The organism is Helcobacillus massiliensis (assembly GCF_033106145.1).
In the GTDB taxonomy this organism is placed as follows: domain Bacteria; phylum Actinomycetota; class Actinomycetes; order Actinomycetales; family Dermabacteraceae; genus Helcobacillus; species Helcobacillus massiliensis.
This window is the reverse complement of the sequence record NZ_CP136959.1, coordinates 1,183,395-1,209,448: the sequence shown is the minus strand read 5'-3', so window position 1 is coordinate 1,209,448 and position 26,054 is coordinate 1,183,395. Positions and strand designations below refer to the sequence as shown.

Sequence of the window (26,054 nt, the reverse complement as noted above, 5' to 3'; positions counted from 1 at the left end):
CGCAGAGCAGCGCGCCGCGCACCCGTGCACGAGTGCGCGCCTCGAACAACGAGCAGACGAAGACAGACGGAAGTGACATGGTTCTCAGCAGCAACGCCTCGTTCGAGCATCGCAACGCCGCGATCCTCTCCATGACCGCGGTGGAGGCGCAGGTCCCCGTGACCTCGGACGAGCTCGATGAGATGCTCGCCCCCGCCCGCAAGCGCCTGCGCATCCCCAAGGGCATGCTGCAGCGCGTGGCCGGCGTGTACGAGCGCCGCTGGTGGAAGGACCCGGAGAACGGATGGAAGCACGGCGTGGTCCAGGCCGCTGAGCGGGCCATCGCCGAGGCGGGCATCTCTCGCGACCAGGTGGGTCTGCTGATCAACGCCTCGGTGTCCCGCAAGCATCTGGAGCCGGCGATGTCCACGCACATCCACGCCGCGCTCGGCATGCAGCCGTCCACGATGAACTTCGACATCACCAACGCCTGCCTCGGCTTCGTGAACGCCATGACGATGGCCGCCGGCCTGATCGACGCCGGCCAGCTCGACTACGTGCTCGTGGTCGGCGCGGAGGACGTCGAAGAGGTGCAGCGCCGCACCATCGGCCGCCTCAACCAGCGCACCGCCACCCGCGACGACTACAACAACCAGTTCGCCTCCCTCACGCTCGGGTCCGGTGCCGCCGCCGCTGTCATCGGCCCGGCCGACCGGCACCCGGAGGGGCACCGTCTGCTGCACACCCAGTCCCGGGCGGGCACCGAGCACCACGAACTGTGCATCGGCAGCATGGACCACATGCAGACCGACTCCACCGGCCTGCTCGAGAACGGACTGGCGCTCGTGCTGGACACCTGGCGCGCCGCCAAGGAGTCCGGCCGTGACTACAACGCCTGCGACTGGGTGGTCATCCACCAGGTGTCGATGGTGTACTCCCGCGCCTTCTCGAAGGCGGCGGGCTTCGACTTCGACCGCGTGCCGCTGATCTTCCCGGACCTCGGGAACATCGCCGCCGAAGCGGTCCCCATGACCGTGGCGAAGCACCAGGACAAGTTCTCCCGCGGCGACAAGATTCTGATGATGGGTGTGGGCTCCGGTCTGAACACCGCAATGATGGAGGTTGAGTGGTGACGATCGGACACCAGAGCACCGACGCCGGCCGTACAGCAGCGCCGGAGATCCCCGAGCAGCCTGGAGTGGACCCTCGCCTGCACAGGTTCGCCACCGTGAAGGACTCCTTCGGAGACGACCGCCAGTGGCACTACCTGGACAACATCGATCTTCTCGCCGAGCGCGGTGTGACGCCGCGCGGCACCATCCTCGCGGTGCACGGCAACCCCACCTACTCCTTCCTGTTCCGCACCCTGTTCCGCGACGACATCGACTGGCGCGTCATCGCAGTCGACCAGCTGGAGATGGGCTACTCGGAGCGCACGAAGCGCATCCGCGGCCTCCAGGACCGCATCACCGACCTCTCCCTGTTCACCGACAGTCTCGGCCTGCGTGGTCCGATCGTGACCGTCGGCCATGACTGGGGCGGCATCATCTCCATCGGCTGGGCGCTGGACAACAAGCACGACGTCGTCGGCATGATCCTCACCAACACGGCGATCTACCAGGGGCTCGGCGAGTCCCTGCCGAAGGCGCTGCAGATCGCCTCCGCGCCCTCGATCATCCGCACCATGACCTCGGGGACCGACGCGTTCCTCCGCGGCACCATCAACCTCTCCAAGCCGCCGCTGCCTTCTGAGGTGAAGGCGGCGTACCTCGCCCCGTACCGCGGCTCCAAGCGCCGCGCCGGCATCGAACAGTTCGTGGCGGACATCCCGGCCGACGCCATGCACCCCTCCCGCGCCACGCTCGAGCGCCTCGCCGAGGGCCTGAAGGGCATGAAGGTGCCGTCTCTGTTCCTGTGGGGCCCGCGCGACGTCGTCTTCTCCGACCGGTTCCTGCGCGACCTCATTGAACGCGTTCCGCACGCCCAGGTGCACCGCTTCGAGAACGCCTCCCACCTCGTGTGGGACGACGCCGATGTCGCCGGCACCATCGCCGAGTGGCTGCAGGACGTCTACGGCGACCAGAAGCCGGGCGACACCGCTGTCCCCTCGCTGGAGCGCGGCCCGAAGGCCGTCTCCACGTTCGCGGACCAGCCGCCGCACGTGCCGCTCGGCTCCCGCATCACCGAGCTCGCCGAGGACCCCGCCACCGCTGACCTGCCCGCCGTGGTGGAGATGAACGGCGGGCCCGACGGGGGCCGCCGCACCATCACCTGGCGCCGCCTCGAGGAGCGCATCGCCGACCTCAGCGCCGGCATGCTCGCCCACGGCATCCGTCGGGGCTCGCGCGTGTCCGTGCTGGTGGAGCCGGGTGCGGACCTCACCGCCGTGCTCTACTCCTGCCTGCGCATCGGGGCCGTCGCCGTTGTGGCCGATGCGGGTCTCGGCGTGAAGGGCCTGACCCGCGCGGTCGTGGGCTCCCACCCGGACTTCATCATCGGCATCGACCGTGCCCTCATCGGCGCGAAGGTGCTCGGCTGGCCGGGGCAGAAGATCAGTGTGCAGACCCTGCCGACCGTGGACCGCGCCGTCCTCGGCGTCACCACCTCGGTGGCGGAGCTGATGAACGAGGGTTCGCAGATGCGCGCCCTCGCCGCTGATACCCGCGCCGAAGACCTGGACCCGGACGAGGACGCCCTGATCCTGTTCACCTCCGGCTCGACCGGCCCCGCGAAGGGCGCCGCCTACACGCACCGTCAGGCCAGCGCCATGTTCAGCGCCGTCGGCGAGACCCTGCAGCTGCGTCCCGAGCGCGGCCTGGTCGCCGGGTTCGCACCGTTCGCGCTGCTGGGTCCCTCGCTCGGCGCCCCCAGTGTGGTGCCGGATATGGATGTCACCCGCCCCGGTGAGCTGACCGCTGCGGCTCTCGCAGATGCGGTGGATGCGCTCGGCTCCCCGGCCGTGTTCACCGCCCCCGCAGCACTGAAGAACATCATCGACACCGCCGGCGAGCTGACCACTGAACAGCGGGAAGCGCTGGCGCGTGTGCCCAGCTTCTTCTCCGCCGGCGCGCCGATCCCGGCGCCGCTGCTGCGGCAGCTGCGCACGCTGATGCCGAACGCGCAGTCGTTCTCCCCGTACGGCATGACCGAATGCCTCGCGGTCGCCGCGATCGACCTCGACGGCATCGAGGAGGCCGGCAGTGGCAACGGCGTCTGCGTGGGCCGACCCGTTCCGCGCGTGGAGATCGCCATCGCGCCGGTCGATGAGCTCGGCCGCGCCGCCGACCACGCCGTCACCACCGCAGGGGTGACCGGTGAGATCCTGGTCCGCGCAGCTCATGTCCGCGACCGCTACCTCATGCTGTGGCGCACCACCCGGGAGGCGATGCGCATCGAGGGCTACCACGCCACCGGCGACATCGGCCACCTCGACGACCAGGGCCGGCTCTGGGTGGAGGGCCGCCTCGAGCACGTGATCCCCACGGCCGAGGGCGTCCGCACCCCGGTCGTGATCGAGCAGGCCGTGGAATCGGTCGAGGGCGTGCGCCGCGCCGGCGTCTGCGGCGTCGGCCCCGCCGGCACCCAGCAGATCATCGCGGTGGTGGAGATGGAGGAGGACCACCGTCCGGGCAGACCCGCACAGCCGAAGCCGGCGCCGCACGAACTGGAGGACAGCATCCGTCGGACCGTGCGCGAGCGCACCGGCGCCGAAGTGACCGCCGTGTTCACCACCACCACGCTGCCCACCGATATCCGCCACAACTCCAAGATCGACCGCACGCGCCTGGCCGCGTGGGCCGAGGTGGCACTGTCCGGAAAGAAGGCGAAGCTGTGAAGGTCCTCGTCACCGGCGCATCCGGAATGCTCGGCGGGTATGTTGCGCGGGCTCTGCGCGACGCCGGCCATGAGGTGTCCGCATTCCAGCGCCGCCCCGCCGGCATCGACGGCGTCGCCGACATCACCGGCTCCCTCACGGAGGAGGCCGATGTCCGCCGCGCCGTCGCCGGGCAGGACGCCGTTGTGCACCTCGCTGCGAAGGTGTCGATCTCCGGTCCCGAAGAGGAGTACCGGAAGATCAACATCGAGGGCACCCGCCACATCGTTGAGGCGATGAAGGCACAGGGCGGCGGCAAGCTCGTCAACATCTCCTCCCCGTCGGTCGCGCACTTCGGCCAGTCGATCGTGGGCCTCGGCACCACCGCCCCGGAACCGGAGCGCGCTTCCAGCCCGTACGCGCGGACGAAGGCAGCGGCGGAGCTCGTCGCCATGGCCGCGGACGGCGAGGACGGCATGCTCGTCACCTCGATCCGCCCGCACGTGGTGTGGGGACCGGGCGACACGCAGCTGGTCGAGCGCATCGGCGGCCGCGCCAAGCAGGGGCGGATGCCGCTGCTGGACGAGGGCAACGCCCTGATCGACACCATCTACGTCACCAACGCCGCGGACGCGATCGTGGCGGCGCTGAACCGCATCGACGAGGTGCACGGCGAATCGTTCGTCGTCACCAACGGCGAACCGCGCACGGTGCGCGACATCATCGGCGGCTTCGCCGCCGCGGTCGGTGCTGAGCGTCCCACGCTGCGGATCCCGTCGTCAGTGGCGCGCATCGCCGGGCGCATCATCGAGCGGCTCTGGGAGATCCGACCGGGATATGACGAACCGCCGATGACGGAGTTCTTCGCCGAACAGCTGTCCACCGCGCACTGGTTCGATCAGCGCCGCACCCGTGAGCGCCTGCAGTGGACGCCGAAGGTCAGCATCGATGAGGGCTTCGAGATCCTGCGCCGCTACTACTCCACCCGCTCCCGCTGACGTGGATCCGTCGGGCACGAGACAGAAGGACATCGTGAACGCTCACGCCGTTGAGGACTATCAGGACCTGGATGCGGAGATCCGCGCCGATATGGATGCCGCCCCGCGCGCCCCTCAGCGCACGGTCGGGCTCGTCCTGCTGATCGGCGGTTTCCTCGGCTGGTGGGCGTCGGTTGCACTCACCCTCGACAAGTTCACCCTGCTGAAGGACCCGCACGCGAAGCTCGGATGCGACGTCAACCCGTTCATCTCCTGCGGCACCATGCTGAACACGTGGCAGGCGTCCACGTTCGGCATCCCGAACCCGCTGATCGGCATCGGCGGGTTCGCGATCATGGCGGCCGTCGGCGCGCTGATGATGTCCCGGGTCCTCCTGCCGCGCTGGTTCGAATGGGCGGTGTTCGGCGGAGTGGCGTTCTCGTTCGCGTTCATCCATTGGCTGGCGATCTCCGCGATCTTCTTCATCCACGCCCTCTGCCCCTGGTGCCTCGTGGCGTGGGTGGCCAGCGCCCCCATGTTCTTCTCGGTGGTGGCGCGCCTGGTGGAGACCGGGCATATCGGTGCCCAGGGGGCCGTCCGACGGGTGCTGCGCTCCTGGGTGGTGCTCACCCTCGCTTGGTACCTGCTCGTGATCGTTCTGATCGTCGTGATGTTCTGGAACCAGTGGGTGCTGATGTTCGGTCTGTGAGCCGCAGCTGACCCGGTCCGTACACGGCGGCTCGGTCCACATCACCGCTTGTCCCCAGTCCCCGTCTCCGGGCGGAGGCTGGGGACGATGCTTCCTAGCGTGGGCGCATGAGTCAGAGGGATTCGCGGAAGGGCCGCCGAGCGGCCCCGCACACACAGGCCAGCAGCTGGGACGATCTGGAGAAGTGGGCACGCCCCACCTTCACCGAACGCGTCCGGAGCGCCGTCACCCTCACCCGCGTGCTCGTGTTCGCAACCGTCATCGCCGTCGTGGTGCTGGCGGCCCGGCTGGTGACGGCCGGGAGCGATTCCGGCACGGTGGTGCCGCCCGCTGCCGCCGCCCGCACCGATCCGGGAACTGCCGCCAGCGATGGTGGCGGGACCGGTGGGGGAGCGGAGCGCCCGCAGCCCGCCCCCGCTTCGACTCCCGGCCCTGGCGATCCTGCGGCCCCGGCAGAGGGACCGGAACCGGCCGCCGGGGTCATGTACGTCTACGTCACCGGGCAGGTGCCGAACCAGGGCGTGGTCCGGGTTCCGGCGGGCGCGCGCGTGCACGATGCTGTGCGCGCCGCCGGCGGCCTCACCGGCGACGCCGACACCACCTCCCTCAACCTCGCCCGCCCTCTCCAGGACGGTGAGCACATCCATGTCCTCGCCCACGGGGAGGAACCGCCGCCCGGGTACAGCGCCGGCACCATCGGCTCACCCGACAGCACCGGCACCACCGGCTCCAGCAGCCCGGGCAGCGGGGGCGGGCCCGCCGAAGCGCGCGGCACCAGCACCGGCGGGCCCGGTGGGGGAGCCGACGGGCGCATCAACATCAACACCGCCACCGCTCAGGAGCTGCAGGAACTGCCCGGAGTGGGGCCGTCCATCGCCCAGCGCATCATCGAGTTCCGGGACGCGAACGGCCCGTTCCCCAGCGTCGACTCCCTCACCGAGGTGAGCGGAATCGGCCCGGCCACGCTGGAGAAGCTGCGTGACTCCGCGACAGTCTGACCGACCTGGGCGACGCACCCTCAGAGCCGGCGACACCGCCTCTGGTGAGGGCCCCGCCCGAGGCTCGCTGGGCGGCGATCCGGCCGCGCCGATGCCGCCGGATCGCCGGGTCCGCAGCCGGCTCGTCCCGGCCGCCGTCATCCTGTGGGCGGCGGCGATCACCGGTGTGCTGTCCGGTCTGGAGAGCGGCCGCGCCGTCCTCGCCGGGGGCCTGCTGGTGGCGCTGGGGACCGCGATCATCACTCGGCGGCACCGCCGTCTCGAGGACGACCGCGTCGACCCGCCATCCCCGGCACGGACCCACCTCACAGCGACCGCTGTCGTGACTGCGGTGGTCCTGTGCATCACGGGGCCGGTGCAGCTGCTGCGCACCGACGCGCAGGAGCAACAGCTCGTGCCGCTGGACCGTGCTGTCGAGGCCCGCACGGACCCGTCGGCCCCCGACCTGATGATGACGATCGACCTGCGCATCCGCACCCCACCGGCTCCCATCCGGGCGCAGAAGCGCACCGACCAGGGCGGGGAAACCGAGCTCAGCACTGCCGGAGACCGCGTCACCGCGCATGCGGACCCCGTTGAGCGGTCAGCACGCCTCGGCCGCGACCGGGTCGAGCTGCCGGACCACACTCGCGTGATCGTCGCGCTCGACTCCTCAACCCGCGGGGACGCACGGCTGCAGCCAGGGGACCAGGTGCAGGTGCGCGGCCGCATCGACCGGCGCGGCACCACCGTGTTCATCGACGCCGCCGAGATCCGCCCCGCCCACGGCCTCGACCTGACGGGCCCGTGGCGACCGGCTCAGCTGCGCGGACGGCTCCACCAGCATCTGCAGGCCGCCACGTCCGTTCTGCCCGCTGATCGCGCCGCCCTGGTGCGCGGCATGGCCATCGGCGACACCACCGGCATGAGCGAGGAGCTGGATGAGGCGATGAAGATCTCCGGGCTCACCCATCTGGTGGCGGCATCGGGCGCGAACATCGCCCTCGCGTGCGCCTGCGCGGCGATCCCGCTGCTGCTGCTCGGAGTGCGGCGCCGGATCCGAGTGCTGATGTCCATCGCGTCCGCGGTGGGATACCTGCTGATCGTCGGTCCCGAACCGAGTCTGCTGAGGGCATTCGCGATGGTGCTGCCGCTGCTGGTCGCGCGGTTCATCGGCCTCCGCACCAGCGCCCTCAACGCCCTCTGTCTGACCGTCATCACCTACAGCGCGCTGTGGCCGCCCCTCGCGGCGTCTGTCGGCTTCATCCTGTCCGCCGCAGCCACCGGCGCGATCCTCACCCTCGCGCGGCCCACCGCCGCCGTGATCCGTGAACTGACCGCTGGCCGGGTGCCGGAGATCATCGCGCTGGCCGTCGCTGTGCCGCTCGTTGCGCAGGCGGCGTGCACACCGGTGCTGATCCTCCTGCGCCCCGAAGTGTCCCTCTGGGCGGTGCCCGCGAACATGGCCGCGGAGATCGTCGTCGCCCCCACCACCGTCGTCGGGTTCCTCGCTCTCACGGTCGCTCTGGTGAGCCCCGGCGTCGCGGCTCCGATGCTGCAGGTCGCCGGCTGGGGAGCCGAAGCCGTCATTCAGATCGCCGAGTGGAGCCGAATCCTGCCCGGCGCGCAGATCCCCGTACCCGACGGGGCGCGCGGCGCCCTCCTCGCCGCGGTGGTGCTCACCGGGGTGCTCGCCCTGACGTGGCAGCGGCACCGGCCCGCCGCGTGGGCGCTCGCCGCCTGCCTCGTCCTCATCGCCGCCGGGCCCGGCATCGTGCGATCTGCGAGCATTCGGTTCGCGCCACCGGCGTGGACGATGGCGCTGTGCGACGTCGGTCAGGGCGACGCCCTGCTGACTCGAATGGCGCCGGATCCGTCGGCACCCGTGGTGCTGATCGACACCGGGCCCGACCCGCAGGCGCTCACCGGCTGCCTCGATGCGCTCGGTGTGGACCGCATCGACCTGGTGGTCCTCACCCACCCCCACGCCGATCACACCGGCGGCCTGCCTGCGCTGACGGGGGAGCGGTCTCCGTCGGCGGCCTGGGTGTGTCCTCTGGACACCTCCACACCCCCGCATCTGCCCGCCACCACGAACGTCCGCACCGCGGTGCGGGGCGACGCCCTGACGCTCGGGCAGGGCCGCCTGGACGTCCTCTGGCCGACGGATGCCGACACCATCACCAGCGTCGCCGCCCGCGAGAGCTCCTCCGGCGAGCAGGCGGAGGCCAACGACTGTTCCGTCACCGTCGCCCTCACGTGGGCCGACGGGGCCCGGCTCGTCGCCCTCGGCGATCTCGAACCGGCGGCCCAGGCCGCCCTGGCGGAGCTCGGCGCAGGGCATGCCGACGTCGTGAAGGTGGCGCATCACGGGTCCCGCCGCCAGGACGACGCCCTGTACCGTCAGCTCGCACCGTCGCTGGCGGTGATCGGAGTGGGGGAGGACAACACGTTCGGCCACCCCCACCCGGATGCGCTGAGGCTGATCAGCGATCGCGGCGCGACCATCGTGCGCAGTGACCTGCACGGCCTCACACTCATCAGCAGCGACGGCGGCGGCGCGTGGCGTGTGCACCCCCAGCGCTCTGATCTAGACTCGGTCCGGTCAACAGGGAGGTTCCATGGCCCAGGTGGAATGGCACAGCGTCGCACCCGCCCCGGTGGTGCTGCTGACAGGCAGAGAACCGCTGCTGCTGCAGCGGGCCGCTGACCGCCTCCGCACACTCGTCCGGGAGAAGGACCCCGAGGTCGAAATCCACAACCTGCAGGCCGGCGACACCACGCCCGGTGAACTGCGGCAGGTCACCGCACCGTCCCTGTTCGGCGACGCCCGCTTCGTCCTCATCGACAACCTCGGCCGCGCCAACGACCAGCTGCTCGACGCGCTCATCGACTACGTGCAGCAGCCCGAGGACGGCGTCACCCTCGTGCTGCGCCACGGCGGGGAGCAGCGCGGCAAGAAGCTCCTGGACACCATCAGGAAGTCCGGTGCTCCCTGGGTGAAGGCCGACCCGATCAAGAAGCTGAACGACAAGCACGCGTTCACACTCTCCGAGTTCTCCCGTGCCCGCCGGCGCATCGCCACCGACGCCGTCCACGCCCTCGTCGACGCCTTCGGCTCCGACCTCGCAGAGCTCGCCGCCACCTGTCAGCAGCTGCTGTCCGATACGCAGCCGGAACCGGGGGAGGAGGCAGGCCCGATCACCCTGCGCGACGTCGAGGCGCTCACCGCCGGGCGGGTGGAGACCACCGCGTTCGCCGTGGCCGATGCCGCGATCGGCGGCAAGGAGCGCGAAGCCCTCGCCCTGCTGCGCCACGCGGAGCTCGCCGGTGTGGATCCCGTGCCGCTCGTCGCGAGCTTCGCCCGCAAACTGCGGGATGTGGCCAGGGCGGCGGCGCCGGGTGCCACTGCGCAGTCCGTCGGCATGCCCGATTGGCTGTTCCGCAATCAGGCCCGGGAGGCCCGCCAATGGACCGACCGCGGACTCGCCGCCGCGATCCAGGCCGTCGCCTCCGCCGACCACGGTGTGAAGGGCAACGAACGCGACCCCCACTGGACCGTGCAGCGCATGGTCATCAGCATCTGCCGCGCCCGCCGCATCCGCTGACCTCTCACTGAAGGAGACTCATGAAGCACCGATTCACCGCTTGGCAGATCTTCGTGATCGTGTGGGCGGCCCTGTTCATCCTGCTGGTTCTGATCGGCGCGGTCCTCAAGGGCCCGGACCTGCTGCGCACCACGTTCTCCGCCCCGAACGCCGCCGCGCACAGTGCAGCGAGCATCGCCGCGCCGCTGAGGGCATGACGAAGCGGCCGCACCCCCTCGGGATGCGGCCGCTTTTCCAGCCTGTGTCAGGCGATGATCACTTCTTGAGCGATGCGACCAGCGCAGCGAGACCGGACTTGCGGTTCGCGCTCTGGTTCTTGTGGATGACGCCCTTGGACGCTGCCTTGTCCAGCTTGCGCGAAGCGTCGCGCAGTGCGGCAGCAGCTGCGTCGGCGTCACCATTGGCGACCGCAGCGCGCACCTTGCGCGTGTAGGTCTTCAGCTCGCTCTTGACGGCGCGGTTGCGCGCGCGAGCCTTCTCGTTGGTGCGGTTGCGCTTGATCTGGGACTTGATGTTTGCCACGTGGAGCCTTCTCTGTTGTCTATAAGGTGAAGCGCCGCTTCAGCGGAGGGTGCGGTTCGGACGGGGACGGGCGGTGGGGATTCGCCTGGAGACGTCCGCGCCGCACTACCGAAGCGGATAACACGATCCCCGTTCAGCGAAAAGGCCTCCCGGACACGGATGGGCGGCCCGCCGCCGACAGCGGATCGGTATGTTCACACATACTCGACCGACCTTACCAGCGAGCCGTCGCGCAGGGAACCGCCCTCCCCTCACCAACCGTACTGATCACGTATGGCTTTGCTCACCCGGGTGAACACGGCCTCGCCCACGCGGCCGCCCTCTCGGCGCACCGTGCTGGTGCGCAGCTGGATCAATCGGTCCACCCGCACCTCGGACGGCCGACCCTTCGCATCCCACTGGCCGGAGCCGATGTCCACCCATCGGTTGCCGTGCTCGTCCACATGGTCGCCGGCGCCGCGGTCCTGCGAGGTGAGCATCAGGCAGGTGAGGACATCGCCGTCGACCTCCAGCACCAGGACGGGGCGGTCCTTGCCCTGCGTTGGGTCCTCCTCGAACGGGACCCACCCCCACACCACCTCACCCGGGTCGGGGGAGCCATCGGCCCGGGGTGCATAGGTCAGGCGCATCGGGCGGGAGCCGTCGCGGTCAGGCAGTGGCGTGCCGAGCGTCTGCTGCTCGGCCTGGGCGCGGCCGGTCCGCTCCGCCGCGGGAGCCCCCGAATGGGCCGGGGCAGGTGCGGCCGAGCCTCGGCGGCGCTGGAGTTCGCGGATGCCGCGGCGTCCCAGGGAGAACGCGGTGCGCTGCACCATCGGATTGCGGGCTGCGCGCAGCAGCGATGAGAACAGTGACATGACTGGAACGCTAGCAGCGGCGCCTGGTGAGACGGAGCGCTCAGATGATGCTGGGGCCGGTGCACTCGTGAGACGATGGTGCGCGACTGCACCCCCAGGGCGCCCCCGCGCATCCGACGCGGGCCGTGAGCGCCCGGTGCACCAGGTATTCGACGAGAGGAATCAGTTCGTGGCGATGGACGTGTCCCCGCAGGAACAGGCGAAGATCAGACCGGCCCACACGCAGGTGGACCGGATCCGCAACTTCTGCATCATCGCGCACATCGACCACGGAAAGTCCACCCTCGCCGACCGCATGCTCGGCCTCACCGGTGTGGTTGAGGACCGCCTCATGCGCGCCCAGTACCTGGACCGCATGGACATCGAGCGCGAACGCGGCATCACCGTGAAGAGCCAGGCCGTGCGCATGCCCTGGTCGGTGGACGGTGAGGCGTACGCCCTCAACATGATCGACACCCCCGGCCACGTGGACTTCACCTACGAGGTCTCCCGCTCCCTCGCCGCCTGCGAGGGCGCCATCCTGCTGGTGGACGCCGCTCAGGGCATCGAAGCGCAGACCCTCGCCAACCTGTACCTGGCGATGGAGAACGACCTGACGATCATCCCCGTGCTCAACAAGATCGACCTGCCCGCCGCCGATCCCGACAAGTACGCGGCGGAGATCGGCCAGCTGGTCGGCGTCGACCCGAGCGAGGTGCTGCGTGTCTCCGGCAAGACCGGTCTCGGCGTGGAGGAGCTGCTGGACCACGTGGTCCGCACCATCCCCGCCCCGGAGGGCGACCCGGACGCTCCCTGCCGCGCAATGATCTTCGACTCCGTGTACGACACGTACCGCGGCGTGGTCACCTACGTCCGCATCAAGGACGGTCGTCTCACCCCGCGTGAGCGCATCCAGATGATGTCCACCCTTGCCAGTCATGAACTGCAGGAGATCGGCACCATCTCACCGGAGCCGAACCCGTCGGAGGGCCTCGGTGTGGGTGAAGTGGGCTACCTGATCACGGGGGTGAAGGACGTCCGCCAGTCCAAGGTCGGTGACACCGTCACCACGCTGCACCACGGCGCAGAAGAACCGCTGGCCGGCTATGAGGAGCCGAAGCCGATGGTGTTCTCCGGCCTGTTCCCGATCGACGGCTCCGACTACCCGAACCTGCGCGACGCCCTGGAGAAGCTCAAGCTCAACGATGCCGCCCTGAACTACGAACCGGAGACCTCGACCGCGCTCGGCTTCGGCTTCCGCGTGGGCTTCCTCGGCCTGCTGCATCTGGAGATCGTCCGTGAGCGCCTCGAGCGGGAGTTCAACCTCGACCTGATCTCGACCGCCCCGTCGGTGATCTACGACGTCCGCATGGAGGACGGCACCGAGGTGCGCGTGCTGAACCCGTCGGACTTCCCCGAAGGCAAGGTCAACGAGATCCGTGAGCCGGTCGCGGTCTCCACCATTCTGGTGCCGTCGGAGTTCGTGGGCGCCACGATGGAGCTGTGCCAGTCGAAGCGGGGCCAGATGCAGGGCATGGACTACCTTTCCGAGGACCGCGTGGAGCTGCGCTATTCGCTGCCGCTGGCGGAGATTGTGTTCGACTTCTTCGACCAGTTGAAGTCCCGCACCAAGGGGTACGCCTCCCTCGACTACGATGTCCGCGGTGACCAGGCCTCCGACCTCGTCAAAGTCGACATGCTGCTGCAGGGCGACCCGGTCGATGCGTTCAGTGCGATCGTGCACCGAGACAAGGCGTATCACTACGGCGTGGAGATGGCCGGGAAGCTGAAGGAGCTGATCCCTCGCCAGCAGTTCGAGGTGCCGATCCAGGCTGCGATCGGGTCCCGCATCATCGCGCGTGAGAACATCCGCGCGATCCGCAAGGACGTCCTGTCCAAGTGCTACGGCGGCGACATCTCCCGTAAGCGCAAACTGCTGGAGAAGCAGAAGGAGGGCAAGAAGCGCATGAAGAACATCGGCAACGTCGAGGTTCCGCAGGAGGCGTTCATCGCGGCGCTCTCCAATGATGGCAGCAGCACGAACAGCGATGGCAAGCGCAAGTGACCCCGCGGGGCGGACACGACAGAACGTCGGCCACTCACCACTAGGCGATCCGATGCCCGAGCAGCCCACGTTCCCCGAAGCCGCCGGCCCACCGGCCCCCGATGAGCTGATCGGGATCTGGGAGCTGCGCGGTCTTGTGGAGGACAAGGAGTGCAACCGCTTCGAGATCGAGGACAGCGAGACGTTCCGCTCCCGCCGGTCGACGTGGCTGATCCCTCCGCTCGAGGAGGTTCCCGCAAAGCGCTTCCGCCGCGCTCAGGGCCTTGCGATGCTCATCACCGAGGAGAACGGTGAGATCCGCGCCCGGGAGGTCTCCGACGCCTCCGAGGTCCCGTGGATCGACGAGGAGGGCACGGGGCCCGCGAAGGTGCCCGAGCCGTACGAATCCCGGCTGCTCACCACCCGCGGTGCCGACGGGACGTCGCGACAGTTCCTCATCCCCCTCGCCGAGGCCGACGGGGCGCGCACGCCGATCCGTGAAGGCGCCTCCGGCAGTGAGAGCTGCGATGCCCTCACGCTGCTGGATGACGGCCGGCTCGTGCGCACGCAGGCGAACTGGGTGGACGACGCCTACGGGTTCCGCCACCATCTGATGTTCGAGCGCGTTCAGCAGCAGGAGACCGAGCACCGCCGCAACCTCCGGGCGATCCCGAGGCCCGCCCCGTCGGCCGGGCGACCGGTGCCGGACCTGCTGCCGCCCGAGATCCGCGCACGGGTGATCAGCGCGCTGTCCGAGGCGATGGCGCGCTGCACCGTGCCGCTCGCCGGTGCGGGCGCGGTCTGCTTCGTGGAGCTCAACCGCGGCAGCACCAGCACGACGAAGGACGTGACGGTCTATGCGGCGGACGGTCGACGCGTCCAGCTGTCCCCGGAGATGGATCAGATTCTGCGCAAGGGCGTGCACCGGAACGTGCTCCGCGCCATGACAGATTCCCTCAAGGAGTCCCACCTCGAGGAGGGGCTCGCCGATCACCACGGCACACGGGTCTACGGCGTGTTCTTCGGCCTGGAGCCCGGGGCCGATGAGCTCACCATCAGGCTGTACAGTGGTGAAGCCGGCTGGGGCCTGCGGCACGGCCGTGGCATTCCGAATCTCGAATACCTCAAGCAGGTCCTTCCCGCCCTCGCAGCCGTCGACCCGCTGCCGGACTTCTATGACTGCGTCTCCATGATCGGACCGGGCTCGGCGAATCCGCTGCCGTTGCCCGTCGAGGAGCAGGAGCAGCTGCGCCGCGCCCTCGCACCCGCCGCCCAGAAGGCACCGCACGCCCTCATGCTCCATGTGCACTGGCAGGTGCGGAAGAAGCCGCTGCGTTCGAGCGAGGACTGGCTGTTCCTGCACCTCCTCGGCGTCTCAACGAACGGGACGGTTCTGCGCTGGACCACCCGCCGCGGCGAGCCCAGCATCCCGGAGGAGCTCGTGACCGGCGGTGCCGACGCCTTCCAGGCGATCATCGAGCGCTCCCTGCAGCACACTGGCACAGCATCGCAGGACCCGAAGGAGCGCGGCCCCGGCGCGGGACACATCATCCACCGCCTCAGCACGGGGGAGACCACGGCGCTCGTCTACGACGCGCACGACGCCCCCCACGTGACGGAGCTGAAGGACCTCACCGAGACCGTGGCCCGGTCCACCATCCCCGCCTGGATCGCCGACGGGGACGTCCCGCACGATGACCCGTTCGCAGCCCTCGACCTCGGCGGCAGCACCTCGAGCTCAGCCCCGCGCACCCTGTCCCTGCCCGACACCACCCCGGGAGAGCGATGACCGCGACCCCAATTGCCGGAACCCTCGCTGCCGTGTGCCTGCCGCGCGAGCTCTTCGCCGTCACCACACGCGGCCGTCTGATCAGCGGCATCGCCAAGGAGCCCGTTGAAGGCCCCGTTGAGGTCCTCTCCCAGGGGATCTGGGGCGACGTTCAGGGCGACCGCCAGCACCACGGCGGCACGTTCAAAGCCGTCTACGCCTACGCGCGAGAGCAGCGCGAAGCGCTCGCGGAGAGCCTCGGCAGAGAGTTCCCCGACGGCTTCTTCGGCGAGAACCTCGTCACCACCGGCATCGACACCGACGGCGCCGTGATCGGGGAGCGCTGGCGCATCGGCACGACCGTGCTCGAGGCCAGCTGCGTGCGCACCCCGTGCGCCACGCTCGCCGAGCGGACGGGCGATCCGCGCTTCGGCCGCCGCTTCACCGACCACGGCATGCCGGGCGCCTACTTCCGCGTCATCGAGGAGGGCGAGATACTGGCGCGGCAGGACATCGAGGTGATCAGCAGGCCGGACCACGGCGTCACGCTCCGCGACGCCTTCCGCGGCCTCACCGCAGACCAGGCCTCGGCCCTGCTCGACTGGTCCGAGGAGAGCGCCACTGTCCTGTACAGCTCGCTTGTGAAGTCCGCGCAGCGGACGCTCGCCAAGGCTGGCCTCGAGCACTTCCATCCCGCCCGGCTCAGCTCCGACGGCCGGGGGATCTGACGTGAGCACCCGCCCCACGCCGCCATCGGCGGCCGCCGGCCTGTCCGTCTACATTCACATTCCGTTCTGCGCCGTGCGCTGCGGCTACTGCGACTTCAACACCTACACCGCCACTGAACTCGGCGGGGGCGGCTCCCAGCGGGAGTACCCCGACAACGCCTGCCGCGAAATGGACCTCGTCCTCGCGGACGACCGCGCCGCCGGCTACGACTACGAGGCGATCTCCACCGTGTTCTTCGGCGGCGGCACCCCCACCCTCCTGCCGGCGGATGACCAGGCGCGCATGCTGGAGCACCTCACCTCCCTGATCCCACTCGCGGACGGGGCGGAGGTGACCACGGAGGCGAACCCGGACTCGGTGAGCCGCGCCTCCATCGCCCGTCTCGCCGACGCCGGCGTCACCCGCATGTCGTTCGGGATGCAGTCCGCGGTGCCGAGCGTTCTGCGCACCCTGGACCGCACACACGACCCGGAACGAGTGCCGCAGGCGGTCCAGTGGGCGCGCGACGCGGGTCTGCAGGTGTCCCTCGACATGATCTACGGGACGCCGGGGGAGCGGATCGAGGACGTCGCCGCCACGGTTGACGCGATCACCGCGATGAGCCCCGACCATGTCAGCGCGTATTCGCTGATCGTGGAGGGGAACACGAAGATGGCGCGGCAGCTGCGCCGCGGGGAGCTCGAGACCCCGGACCCGGACTTCATGGCGGACGCCTACGAACTGATTGCGGACCGCCTGGAGGCCGACGGGTTCTCCTGGTACGAAGTGTCGAACTTCTCCCGCTCCCGCGACACCCGCTGCGAGCACAACATCGCCTATTGGCGCGGCGCCGACTGGTGGGGGATCGGCCCCGGCGCCCACCGCCACCGCAACGGCCTGCGCTCCTGGAACGTCAAGCATCCCTCCCGCTACGCGGCGATGCTCGCCGACGCCTCACTGCCGGTGCAGGGGTCGGAGACCGTCGGCCGGGAGGACCGGGAGGTGGAGCGGCTGATGCTGGAGCTGCGCCTCGCTGACGGCCTCGCCATGGACTCCCTCGACCTGCTCGGCACGGACCACGCCCGTGAACAGATCGACAAGCACATCCGGCTCGGCACGCTCGATGCGGCCGCGCGGGAGGCGGGCGTTCTGCGCGTCACCGACGAGGGCCGCCTGCTGGCCGACGGAGTCGTCCGCGACATCGTCTCCTGACCCCGTCGGCCCCCGCAGCGCGGCGGCGATGTGGCGCGGAGACCGTCCGGTTCAGTGCCAGATGGAGATGAACCCGCGGCCGAGGACCGCGAAGGTGATGCCGGCTGCGAGCAGGCACACCCCGGCGATGACCAGCAGCGTGATGCCGAGAGTGGACAGCCCGGCCGCGGTCGCGAGGAATGCGATGGACAGGTCCCCGATCATCGGCAGGGATGCGATGAGGAACAGGGCGCCGCTCGCGGCGATGACCGCGAGGAACCCGATGACTCGCAGCATCGGCGGGTGGTTGCGCTTCGCGGCCGTCAGCGACCAGATGATCGTGGCGAGCACAGAGATCGCCACGAACGCCCCCACGAACGTGACGTTGATGGTCATGCTGCCCGCCGCGGGCTCCGCATTGATCCGGGAGTAGATCTGATCCAGGGGCATGCCCGGGACGATCCGGGTCGGGTTGAGCGCGAGGATGTCCCAGGCGCCGAGGGCGGCGAAGACGACGGTGGTGAGGATGCCCAGGGCAGTGATCAGCCCCGTGTGAGATCTGTGCATACTGACCATGCTAAGCGGTCAGTCGCCTTCTGCGGTCACCCAATCGATCAGTTCTTCGATCCGGCCGCTCAGAGTCGGCTCCACATCCGCGTAGGACCGCACCTGCTGCAGGATCCGCTGCCAGCCGAGCCCCACGTCCTCCTTCGTGGCATGCGGCCAGCCGAGAGCCGCCAGCGACCCCTGCTTGATGTCCGTGCCCTTGGGAACATGCGGCCATTCGCGCAGGCCCACCCGCTCCGGCTTCACCGCCTGCCAGACGTCCACGTACGGGTGGCCGAGGATCAGCACGTGCTCCCGCGCACCGGGCAGGCGCATCACCTCCTCGGCGATCCGCGTCTCCTTCGACCCGGCGACGAGGTGGTCCACCAGGATCCCGAGCTTCTGCCCGGGACCCGGGCCGAACGCCCGCACCCGCTCGGCGAGGTTGTCGGCGCCGTCCAGCATCTCCACGACCACACCCTCGATCCGCAGGTCATGCCCCCACACCTTCTGCACCAGCTCGGCGTCATGCCGGCCCTCCACCCAGATGCGGGACCCGCGCGCCACCCGCGCCTTCGCGCCCTTCACGTACACGGAGCCGGAGGCGCTGCGCAGACGCTGCCCGGAGCCGCCGGGGGCCGACGGGGTCTGGGCGCGGCGCTGGGGCGGCGTCAGCGTGACGGGCCGACCGTCGATGAGGAACCCGGGGCCGAGGGTGAAGGAGCGCAGCCGGCCGTGCCGGTCCTCCAGCTCGACCACATGAGCGCCGGCGGTCTTCTCCACGCGCGTGATCGCACCCACCCAGCCGGTGGAGGCGTCCTCGACCACGAGGCCGCGCTCGGCGGGCACAGGGGCGGAGGCGGGGCGACGCGGCCGGTGCGGCTGTGCGGTGCCGGCGAGGATGTCGGATCCGTAGCGGTCGAAGGTCATGCGGTGACCGTAGCAAAGCACCGGGCCGACCCCTCAGTGCGGCGCGCCCCGCGCCCGGGCCTGTTCGCTCACAGGGGAGCAGGGGGCCTTGGGGAGGCGCGGCCCTGCCCGATAGGCTGGCACTCGCGCACGCACAGTGCTAAACGGATCGCAGGCAGGACCAGACCAGGAGGGACGCAGTGGACGACCGCAAACTGCACATCCTCGGCGCCATCGTCGAGGACTTCGTCGCCACCCGCGAACCCGTCGGTTCCAAGTCCCTCCTCGAACGGCACGAGCTCGGCGTCTCCGCCGCCACCGTCCGCAACGACATGTCCGTGCTGGAGGATGAGGGCCTCATCACGCAGCCGCACACGTCTGCGGGCCGCATCCCCACCGACAAGGGCTACCGCGTGTTCGTGGACCACGTGGCGCAGGTGAAGCCGCTGTCCGCCCCGGAGAAGCGCGCCATCCGCGCGTTCTTCGACGGCGCCCACGACCTCGACGACCTCCTCACCCGCACGGTCCGCCTCCTCGCCCAGCTCACCCAGCAGGTCGCTGTGGTGCAGTACCCCGCGATCCGGCAGGCGCACGTGCGGCACGTGGAACTGGTGAAGGTGGCCGACACCCTGCTGACCGTCGTGCTCATCACCGACGCCGGCCGCGTGGACCAGCAGACCATCACCCTGGAGCACCCGGCGAGCGCCGAGGAGTACATGGCGCTGCGCGAACGCATCAACCGCGTCTGCATCGGCCGCTCCGTCCTGGACACCCCCTCCTCCTTCGACGACCTCATCGCCTCCCTCCACCCGAGCGAGCAGGACTCCGCCCGGGAGGTCATCGCCTCCCTGACGGAGCTGCTGGACGAACGCCGCGAGGAGAGGGTCGTCATGGCCGGCACCGCGAACCTCGCTCGGGCCGCCCAGCAGGCCGCGGACGTGGAGCCGATGCTGGATGTGCTGGAGGAGAACCTGGTGCTGCTGCGGCTGCTGTCCGCGATGCGCGCCAGCCCCGGCCACGTGGATGTGCTCATCGGTGAGGAGCTCTCCAATGAGGCGCTGTCCCGGGCGGCGCTCGTGGGCACCGCCTACAGCGGCCTCGGGCAGAACGACGCCCCCAGCCGCATCGCAATCCTCGGCCCCAGCCGCATGGACTACGTCACCGGCATTTCGTCCGTCTCCGCCGTCGCCGCCTACATTTCGCGCTTCCTGCGCTGATCCGGCCCCGGCACCGGACGCCCCCGACCATCACACTGCACAGAATCGACAGGACAGGAATCAGTGAACGAGGACTTCTACGAACTGCTCGGCGTCTCCCGCGACGCATCCGCGGAGGACATCAAGCGCGCCTACCGCAAGGCGGCGCGCAAGCTCCACCCGGATGTGAATCCCAGTGAGGACGCCGCGGATCAGATGAAGAAGGTGTCCCAGGCGTACGAGACGCTGTCCAACCCGGAGAAGCGCCGCATGTACGACATGGGCGGTGGAACCGGCGGCTTCGGCGGCTTCGGTGGCTTCGGCGGCGGTGGAGCCTCGTTCGACTTCTCCGACATCTTCGACATGTTCACCGGCGGCCAGGGCCGCGCCCAGGGCCCGATCCCGCGTCAGCGCCGCGGCAACGACATCCTGCGCCGCGTGGCGGTCTCCCTCGACGACATCGTGTTCGGCTCCGAAGCCGAGGTCGACTTCCGCACCGCGGTGGCCTGCACCCGCTGCAGCGGCTCCTGCTGCGAACCCGGGACCAGTCCCAGCCGCTGCTCCACCTGCTCCGGCACCGGCCACGTGCAGCGCGTCACCCAGTCGCTGCTCGGCCAGATGGTGCAGATGGCTCCGTGCTCCGTGTGCCACGGCCACGGCGACGTCATCGAGAACCCCTGCACGGAGTGCTCCGGCCACGGCCGGGTCCAGCAGAAGCGCACCATCACGGTGACGATCCCGTCGGGCCTGGAGAACGGCACCCGCATCCAGCTGCGCGGCGAAGGCGAAGTCGGCGAGGCCGCCGGCCCCTCCGGCGACCTGTTCGTGGAGATCGCCATCGAGGATCACGACACCTTCCACCGCGACGGCACGAACCTCATCGCCCGCATCACCGTGTCCATGGTGGCGGCTGCCCTCGGCACCACCATCACCCTGCCCACGTTCGACGGCGACAAGGAGGTGCAGATCCGCCCGGGCACGCAGCCCGGTGAGATCATCACCCTCGACGGCCTCGGCATCACCCAGTTCCGCTCCGACAAGCGCGGCGACATCCACCTGGATGTCGACGTGGAGATCCCCACGAAGCTGTCCCGCGAGCAGCAGGACCTGCTGCGGCAGTTCGCCGATGCCCGCGACGAACCGGACGTGGCCGAGGCGCCCCGCAATGCCGCGAACGAGCCCCGAACTGCCGGGCGCAAGTCCCGGTTCTCCAAGCTCCGCGACCGTCTCCGCGACCTGTGACCGCGCTCAGCTTCCTGCTGCCGGACGGCGCCCTGGAGGGGCACCGTGCCGGCGACTCGATCACGGTGGACGGCGATGAGGGCCGCCACGGCGCCGCCGTGGTGCGTCTGCGCGCGGGGGAGGACGTGCTGCTGACCGACCCCGTCGGCCGGCAGGCGGCGGCGCGCGTCACCGCCACCACGAAGACCCGCTTCACCGCGGAGCTCACCGCTGAACCCGCCGATGCCCCGGCGCCGCGCCCCCGGATCACCCTGGTGCAGGCGCTCGCCAAGGGCGGCCGGGACGAGAGCGCGGTGGAGAGCAGCGTCGAACTGGGCGCCGACGCCGTCCTCGCATGGCAGGCGGGCCGCTCCATCGTCCGCTGGCAGGGCGCGAAGAAGGTCAAGGGCGTCGCCAAATGGGAGGCGACGGTGCGCAACGCCGTCAAACAGTCCCGCCGCCCCATTCTCCCGCGTGTGGAGGGCGTGGTCACCACCGCCGAACTCGCGGAGCGGATCCGTGAGGGGGAGGCCGACGGGTGCCGCGCGATCGTTCTGCACGAAGCCGAACAGCGTCCCCTCACCACCATCACCGACGCCCTCGCCGATGCCCGCGACATCCTCATCGTGGTGGGCCCCGAAGGCGGCATCAGCAGCGAGGAGCTCGACCAGCTGCAGGCCGCCGGTGCCCTCAGCTGCGTGCTCGGCACCAGCGTGCTGCGCGCATCCACCGCCGGGCCGGCCGCGATCGCGGTGCTGTCCGCCGCTCTCGGCCGCTGGTGAGGGCCCGCCGCGGTCCCAGGTGGGGTGCTCCGTCCTCGGACGGTGGTGCAGGAGCGCCCCGTAGGATGGATGCATGACTGATCACGACTGCGTGTTCTGCCGCATCATCGCCGGCGACATCCCCTCCGACCGCGTCTACGAGGACGAGGACGTCATCGCGTTCAAGGACCTGAACCCCGCCGCGCCCGTGCACGTGCTCGTGGTGCCGCGCAAGCACGTGCCGAACGTGGTGGCGCTGTCCGCTGAGCCGGCGCTGCTCGCCGCTGTCGCCTCCGCTGCCGGCACGGTCGCGCAGCAGGAGGCGAACGGTGATTTCCGGTTCGTCTTCAACACCGGTGAGACCGCCGGCCAGACCGTCTTCCATGTGCACGGTCACGTCCTCGCCGGCACCGACATGAGCGAAGGAGAGCTCTGAGCTTGTCATCCGCTGACACCGACCCCGACATCCGGTCCTGGGACATCGCGATCCCCGACCACCTCAACCCCGTGGCCGTCCTCGGCGCCAACGACCAGGCGCTGAACGTGATCGAGAAGATCCTGCCGGATGTCGACGTCTCCATGCGCGGCCACCGCATCACGGTGCGCGGCCCCGAGCAGGCGATCAGACGAGCGGACGCGATCATGCGGTCCCTGATCGCCGTCGCCGCGAAGGGCGAGGTCGTGAACTCCGAAGCGGTGCACCGCGCCGCCCACATGTACGGCGATGACCGCCGCCGCGAACAGAACGTCTCGGAGGTCCTCTCCCAGACCGTGCTGTCCGCCCGCGGCCGCACCATCCGTCCCAAGACCATCGGGCAGCGCGACTACGTCAACGCGATCGAGGAGAACACGATCGTGTTCGGCATCGGACCCGCCGGCACCGGCAAGACCTACTTGGCGGTGGCGAAGGCGGTGCGGGCGCTGCTGTCGAAGCAGGTCAACCGCATCATCCTGGCCCGTCCAGCCGTGGAGGCGGGGGAGAGGCTCGGATTCCTGCCCGGGTCGCTCAACGAGAAGATCGACCCGTACCTGCGGCCCCTGTACGATGCCCTGCACGACATGCTCGACCCGGAGTCCATTCCGAAGCTGATGGGCGCCGGCACGATCGAGGTGGCGCCGCTGGCGTACATGCGCGGCCGTACCCTCAACGACGCTTTCATCATCCTCGATGAAGCGCAGAACACCTCTCCCGAGCAGATGAAGATGTTCCTCACGCGGCTCGGGTTCAACTCCACCATGGTCATCACCGGTGACATCACCCAGGTGGACCTGCCGGGCGGGCACCCGTCGGGCCTGCGGATGGTGGAGAAGGTGCTGAAGAAGGTGGACGACATCGAGTTCTGCCACCTCAGCGCCAAGGACGTGGTGCGCCACCGCCTCGTCTCCGACATCGTCGACGCCTACGCTCAGTGGGACTCAGCCAGCGGGAAGAAGGACCGCCGATGACCATCGAAGTGAACAACGAGACCACGCACCGGCTGAACGAACGGGAGTTCACCGACCTCGCCCGGTACGTGTTCGAGCAGATGTTCCTCCACCCGGCGACCGAACTGTCCATCCTGTTCGTGGATGAGGACGCGATGGAGGACCTGCACAAGCGGTGGATGGACCTCGACGGACCGACCGACGTCATGAGCTTCCCGATGGACGAGCTGCGCGAGGGCAGCGAGGACCAGCTCGCACCCGAGGGCCTGCTCGGTGACATCGTCATCTGCCCGACGGTCGCCGCGAAGCAGGCCCGCATCGCCGGGCACTCACCCGAGGAGGAGATGCTGCTGCTGACCACCCACGGCATCCTCCACCTTCTCGGCTACGACCATGTGGAGCCGGAGGAGGAGCGCGTCATGTTCACCCTGCAGCGCAAGCTCCTGCTCACCTTCCTCGCCTCCCGCGGCGGCAGTGCCCACATCACCGACACGGGCGGCCGCGCGTGATCCTCGTGCTGATCGGCGTCCTCGCGGCTCTGGCCGTGGTGGTCGCCACCCTGATCGCGGCCTGTGAGGCCGCCATGATGTCCGCATCCAAGCATTCGCTGGAGCGGGCGCTCGAGGAGAAGTCGGAGAAGAAGCGCGAGAGTGTCCTGCACCTGCACCAGGACGCGCACACCACCCTGTCCACCCTTGCGCTCGGGCGAGTGCTCGCGGAGAGTGCGTACGTCGTCATCATCACCGCGATCCTGTTCGAAACGATCGACGGCCTCTGGACACCGCTGCTGCTCGCCATGGTGATGGCGGGCCTGATCTCGTTCATCGCGTCCTCCGCATCGCCCCGCACCATCGGCCGGCGCAGCCCCGACGCCGTCCTGATCCGCCTCTCCCCGCTGATCCGGACCTGCCGGACGGTGCTCGGTCCGCTGTCCCGCCTGCTGGTGCACATCGCGAACGCCGCCACACCCGGCGGGAAGTACGCCGGCGGGCCGTTCGCCACCGCGGACGAACTGCGGCAGATGGTGGACCGCGCCAGCGAAGGCGAAGAGCTGCAGGACGACGAGCGGGACATGATCCGCGGCGTGTTCGACCTCGGCGACACCCTCATCCGCGAGCTGATGGTGCCGCGCACCGACATGGTCACGATCCAGTCCGACGCCAGCGCCGAGAAGGCGATGCGCCTGTTCGTCCGCTCCGGCTTCTCCCGCATCCCCGTGATCGGTGAGAGCGTCGACGACCTGCTGGGCATGCTGTACTTCAAGGACGTCATGCGGGCTATCCACTCGCCGTGGAACCCGGGCGCTGACCGCCCCGTCACCGACATCATGCGCCAGGTGCGCTTCGTGCCCGAGTTCGTCGGCGCGGACGAGGTCATGAACCAGATGCGCACCAGCCGCGTGCATGTCGCGATCGTGACCGACGAGTACGGCGGCGTCTCCGGCATCGTCACGATCGAGGACATCCTGGAGGAGATCGTCGGCGACATCTCCGATGAGCATGACCGTCATGAAGCGGCCGCCGTGCCGATGTCCGGCGGCGCGTTCCTCGTGCCCGCCCGGGAGAAGCTGTCCGAGGTGGGCGATCTGTTCGACATGGAGATCGACGACGACGACGTCGACACCATCGGCGGGCTCCTCGGCAAGGCCCTCGGCAGGGTCCCGATCGTCGGCTCCGAGGCCGACGCGCACGGTCTGCACATGGTGGCCGAGAAGATCAGCGGCCGCCGCAAGCGCGTCAGCGCCATCGTGGTCTCCCGCGCCCCCCGCGAGGCCGCCCTCACCGGGGAGCTCCCCGTCACCGAAGGAGAGAACGAATGACCGACGTGCACCGCAGCGGCTTCGCCGCCCTCGTGGGCCGACCCAACGTCGGCAAGTCCACCCTCACCAACGCCCTGGTGGGGGAGAAGGTCGCGATCACCTCGGACAAGCCGCAGACCACCCGGCGCGCCATCCGCGGCATCCTCACCACCGAGGACGCCCAGATCATCCTGGTGGACACCCCCGGAGTCCACCGGCCCCGCACGCTGCTGGGGCGCCGGCTCAACGACCTCGTCAACGAAACCCTCACCGATGTCGACGTGGTCGGGTTCTGCATCCCAGCGGACCAGAAGATCGGCCCCGGCGACCGCTACATCGCGCAGGCCCTCGCCGAGATCCGAGCGAACCGATCCCGGCCCGTCATCGTGGTCATCGTGACGAAGGCGGACCTGGTGAGCCGCGACCAGCTCGCCGATCAGCTCGTGGCGGTCTCCCAGTTCATCGACGCCGACGAGATCGTCCCGATCTCCGCGGTGGAGGGAACCCAGATCGACGTGGTCACCCGCGTCATCGCCTCCCACCTGCCGGAGGGCCCCGCCCTCTACCCCGACGGCGTCCTCACCGAGGAGTCGATCGAGGACCGCATCGCCGAACTCGTGCGCGAAGCCGCGCTCGCCGACGTCCGCGACGAACTGCCGCATTCGCTCGCCGCCGTTGTGGAGGAGATCGTCGAGGAGGACCCCGAGGGCGACCCGTTCAAAGAGATGGCGCCGGGGGAGGGCCGGCTGGTGGTGCGCGTGTCCCTGTTCGTGGAGCGGGACTCGCAGAAGGGCATCGTGATCGGCAAGGGCGGTGCTCACCTGAAGAAGGTCGGGACGACCGCTCGCCGGCAGATCCGCAAGCTGATGGGCCGCCCGGTGCACCTGGACATTCGGGTCAAGGTCGCCAAGGACTGGCAGCGGGACCCCAAGCAGCTCGGCCGTCTCGGATTCTGACACGCTGTTCACAGTCAGAGACAGGCGCGTAGACTCGGGGCCATGCTGCTTCTCAACCGCCGTGCGGACCTCCTGCTTATCCGCCGCGACGAGTCCTGACGCCGGGTCCTCG

24 protein-coding genes are annotated in these 26,054 nt (G+C 69.7%); 20 read left to right on the top strand and 4 right to left on the bottom strand.

Features of this window, described 5'->3' with window-relative positions:
* Window positions 1-77 precede the first annotated feature (77 nt).
* From R3I40_RS05610 to R3I40_RS05575, 8 genes are all read left to right on the top strand, one after another.
* Window positions 78-1,112 (top strand): 3-oxoacyl-ACP synthase III, encoded by a 1,035-nt coding sequence (locus tag R3I40_RS05610; RefSeq protein WP_183374696.1) that lies wholly within the window; start codon window positions 78-80, stop codon window positions 1,110-1,112.
* Window positions 1,109-3,814, top strand: coding sequence for an alpha/beta fold hydrolase (locus R3I40_RS05605; protein ID WP_285261648.1), 2,706 nt, complete (start codon window positions 1,109-1,111; stop codon window positions 3,812-3,814). Before R3I40_RS05610 ends, R3I40_RS05605 begins: the two co-directional genes overlap by 4 nt.
* Entirely contained in the window at window positions 3,811-4,791 is a 981-nt protein-coding gene (locus R3I40_RS05600; protein WP_183374694.1) for an NAD-dependent epimerase/dehydratase family protein, read from the top strand. The genes R3I40_RS05605 and R3I40_RS05600 overlap by 4 nt, the downstream gene beginning before the upstream one ends.
* Window positions 4,792-4,825: 34 nt before the next feature.
* Complete coding sequence (locus R3I40_RS05595) at window positions 4,826-5,479, top strand: vitamin K epoxide reductase family protein (protein ID WP_285261647.1); 654 nt, start codon at window positions 4,826-4,828, stop codon at window positions 5,477-5,479.
* 107 nt (window positions 5,480-5,586) lie between these two features.
* Window positions 5,587-6,477: a helix-hairpin-helix domain-containing protein gene (locus R3I40_RS05590; RefSeq protein ID WP_285261646.1), complete on the top strand. Its 891-nt coding sequence runs from the start codon at window positions 5,587-5,589 to the stop codon at window positions 6,475-6,477.
* A 91-nt stretch (window positions 6,478-6,568) separates the two neighbouring features.
* Window positions 6,569-9,166, top strand: a complete 2,598-nt coding sequence (locus R3I40_RS05585) for a ComEC/Rec2 family competence protein (RefSeq protein WP_285261645.1) — start codon at window positions 6,569-6,571, stop codon at window positions 9,164-9,166.
* Complete coding sequence (gene holA, locus R3I40_RS05580) at window positions 9,078-10,064, top strand: DNA polymerase III subunit delta (RefSeq protein ID WP_317700131.1); 987 nt, start codon at window positions 9,078-9,080, stop codon at window positions 10,062-10,064. Before R3I40_RS05585 ends, holA begins: the two co-directional genes overlap by 89 nt.
* Before the next feature lie 20 nt (window positions 10,065-10,084).
* Window positions 10,085-10,261: a hypothetical protein gene (locus R3I40_RS05575; RefSeq protein ID WP_285261643.1), complete on the top strand. Its 177-nt coding sequence runs from the start codon at window positions 10,085-10,087 to the stop codon at window positions 10,259-10,261.
* Window positions 10,262-10,319: 58 nt separating this feature from the next.
* Here R3I40_RS05575 and rpsT read toward each other — a convergent pair whose 3' ends face one another.
* Together rpsT and R3I40_RS05565 are read right to left on the bottom strand one after the other, a co-directional pair.
* Window positions 10,320-10,586: a 30S ribosomal protein S20 gene (rpsT, locus tag R3I40_RS05570; protein WP_183374682.1), complete on the bottom strand. Its 267-nt coding sequence runs from the start codon at window positions 10,584-10,586 to the stop codon at window positions 10,320-10,322.
* Between the two features lie 251 nt (window positions 10,587-10,837).
* Window positions 10,838-11,440, bottom strand: a complete 603-nt coding sequence (locus tag R3I40_RS05565) for a type II toxin-antitoxin system PemK/MazF family toxin (protein ID WP_285261642.1) — start codon at window positions 11,438-11,440, stop codon at window positions 10,838-10,840.
* Window positions 11,441-11,615: 175 nt separating this feature from the next.
* Here R3I40_RS05565 and lepA point away from each other — a divergent pair, with 175 nt between their 5' ends.
* From lepA to hemW, 4 genes are read left to right on the top strand one after another with little or no spacing between them, the layout of a single operon-like run.
* Window positions 11,616-13,484, top strand: a complete 1,869-nt coding sequence (gene lepA, locus R3I40_RS05560; protein ID WP_183375345.1) for a translation elongation factor 4 — start codon at window positions 11,616-11,618, stop codon at window positions 13,482-13,484.
* A gap of 52 nt (window positions 13,485-13,536) precedes the next feature.
* Window positions 13,537-15,252, top strand: a complete 1,716-nt coding sequence (locus tag R3I40_RS05555; protein ID WP_285261641.1) for a hypothetical protein — start codon at window positions 13,537-13,539, stop codon at window positions 15,250-15,252.
* A complete protein-coding gene (locus tag R3I40_RS05550; RefSeq protein ID WP_183374676.1) occupies window positions 15,249-15,959 on the top strand; it encodes an MOSC domain-containing protein in 711 nt (236 codons plus the stop codon). Before R3I40_RS05555 ends, R3I40_RS05550 begins: the two co-directional genes overlap by 4 nt.
* A gap of 1 nt (window position 15,960) precedes the next feature.
* A complete protein-coding gene (gene hemW, locus R3I40_RS05545; protein ID WP_239374603.1) occupies window positions 15,961-17,151 on the top strand; it encodes a radical SAM family heme chaperone HemW in 1,191 nt (396 codons plus the stop codon).
* Between the two features lie 51 nt (window positions 17,152-17,202).
* Here hemW and R3I40_RS05540 read toward each other — a convergent pair whose 3' ends face one another.
* Together R3I40_RS05540 and R3I40_RS05535 are read right to left on the bottom strand one after the other, a co-directional pair.
* A complete protein-coding gene (locus R3I40_RS05540) occupies window positions 17,203-17,697 on the bottom strand; it encodes a hypothetical protein (RefSeq protein WP_239374600.1) in 495 nt (164 codons plus the stop codon).
* Window positions 17,698-17,715: 18 nt separating this feature from the next.
* Window positions 17,716-18,606 (bottom strand): DUF3097 domain-containing protein, encoded by an 891-nt coding sequence (locus R3I40_RS05535; protein WP_183374670.1) that lies wholly within the window; start codon window positions 18,604-18,606, stop codon window positions 17,716-17,718.
* 179 nt (window positions 18,607-18,785) lie between these two features.
* On the opposite strand from R3I40_RS05535, the gene hrcA reads away from it, so the two are divergent.
* From hrcA to era, 8 genes are all read left to right on the top strand, one after another.
* On the top strand, window positions 18,786-19,802 hold the full coding sequence (hrcA, locus tag R3I40_RS05530; protein WP_239374598.1) for a heat-inducible transcriptional repressor HrcA: 1,017 nt from the start codon (window positions 18,786-18,788) through the stop codon (window positions 19,800-19,802).
* A 63-nt stretch (window positions 19,803-19,865) separates the two neighbouring features.
* Window positions 19,866-21,023: a molecular chaperone DnaJ gene (gene dnaJ / locus R3I40_RS05525; RefSeq protein WP_259922833.1), complete on the top strand. Its 1,158-nt coding sequence runs from the start codon at window positions 19,866-19,868 to the stop codon at window positions 21,021-21,023.
* A complete protein-coding gene (locus R3I40_RS05520) occupies window positions 21,020-21,784 on the top strand; it encodes a 16S rRNA (uracil(1498)-N(3))-methyltransferase (protein WP_259922836.1) in 765 nt (254 codons plus the stop codon). Before dnaJ ends, R3I40_RS05520 begins: the two co-directional genes overlap by 4 nt.
* A gap of 73 nt (window positions 21,785-21,857) precedes the next feature.
* Window positions 21,858-22,199, top strand: coding sequence for an HIT domain-containing protein (locus R3I40_RS05515; protein WP_239374589.1), 342 nt, complete (start codon window positions 21,858-21,860; stop codon window positions 22,197-22,199).
* Window positions 22,200-22,201: 2 nt separating this feature from the next.
* Window positions 22,202-23,209, top strand: a complete 1,008-nt coding sequence (locus tag R3I40_RS05510) for a PhoH family protein (protein ID WP_285261640.1) — start codon at window positions 22,202-22,204, stop codon at window positions 23,207-23,209.
* Complete coding sequence (gene ybeY, locus R3I40_RS05505; protein ID WP_183374660.1) at window positions 23,206-23,697, top strand: rRNA maturation RNase YbeY; 492 nt, start codon at window positions 23,206-23,208, stop codon at window positions 23,695-23,697. The genes R3I40_RS05510 and ybeY overlap by 4 nt, the downstream gene beginning before the upstream one ends.
* Window positions 23,694-25,007, top strand: coding sequence for a hemolysin family protein (locus tag R3I40_RS05500; RefSeq protein ID WP_239374580.1), 1,314 nt, complete (start codon window positions 23,694-23,696; stop codon window positions 25,005-25,007). Before ybeY ends, R3I40_RS05500 begins: the two co-directional genes overlap by 4 nt.
* Window positions 25,004-25,942 carry a GTPase Era gene (era, locus tag R3I40_RS05495; RefSeq protein WP_183374658.1) on the top strand — a complete coding sequence of 313 codons (939 nt, stop codon included), beginning with the start codon at window positions 25,004-25,006 and terminating at the stop codon, window positions 25,940-25,942. The genes R3I40_RS05500 and era overlap by 4 nt, the downstream gene beginning before the upstream one ends.
* Window positions 25,943-26,054: the final 112 nt, after the last annotated feature.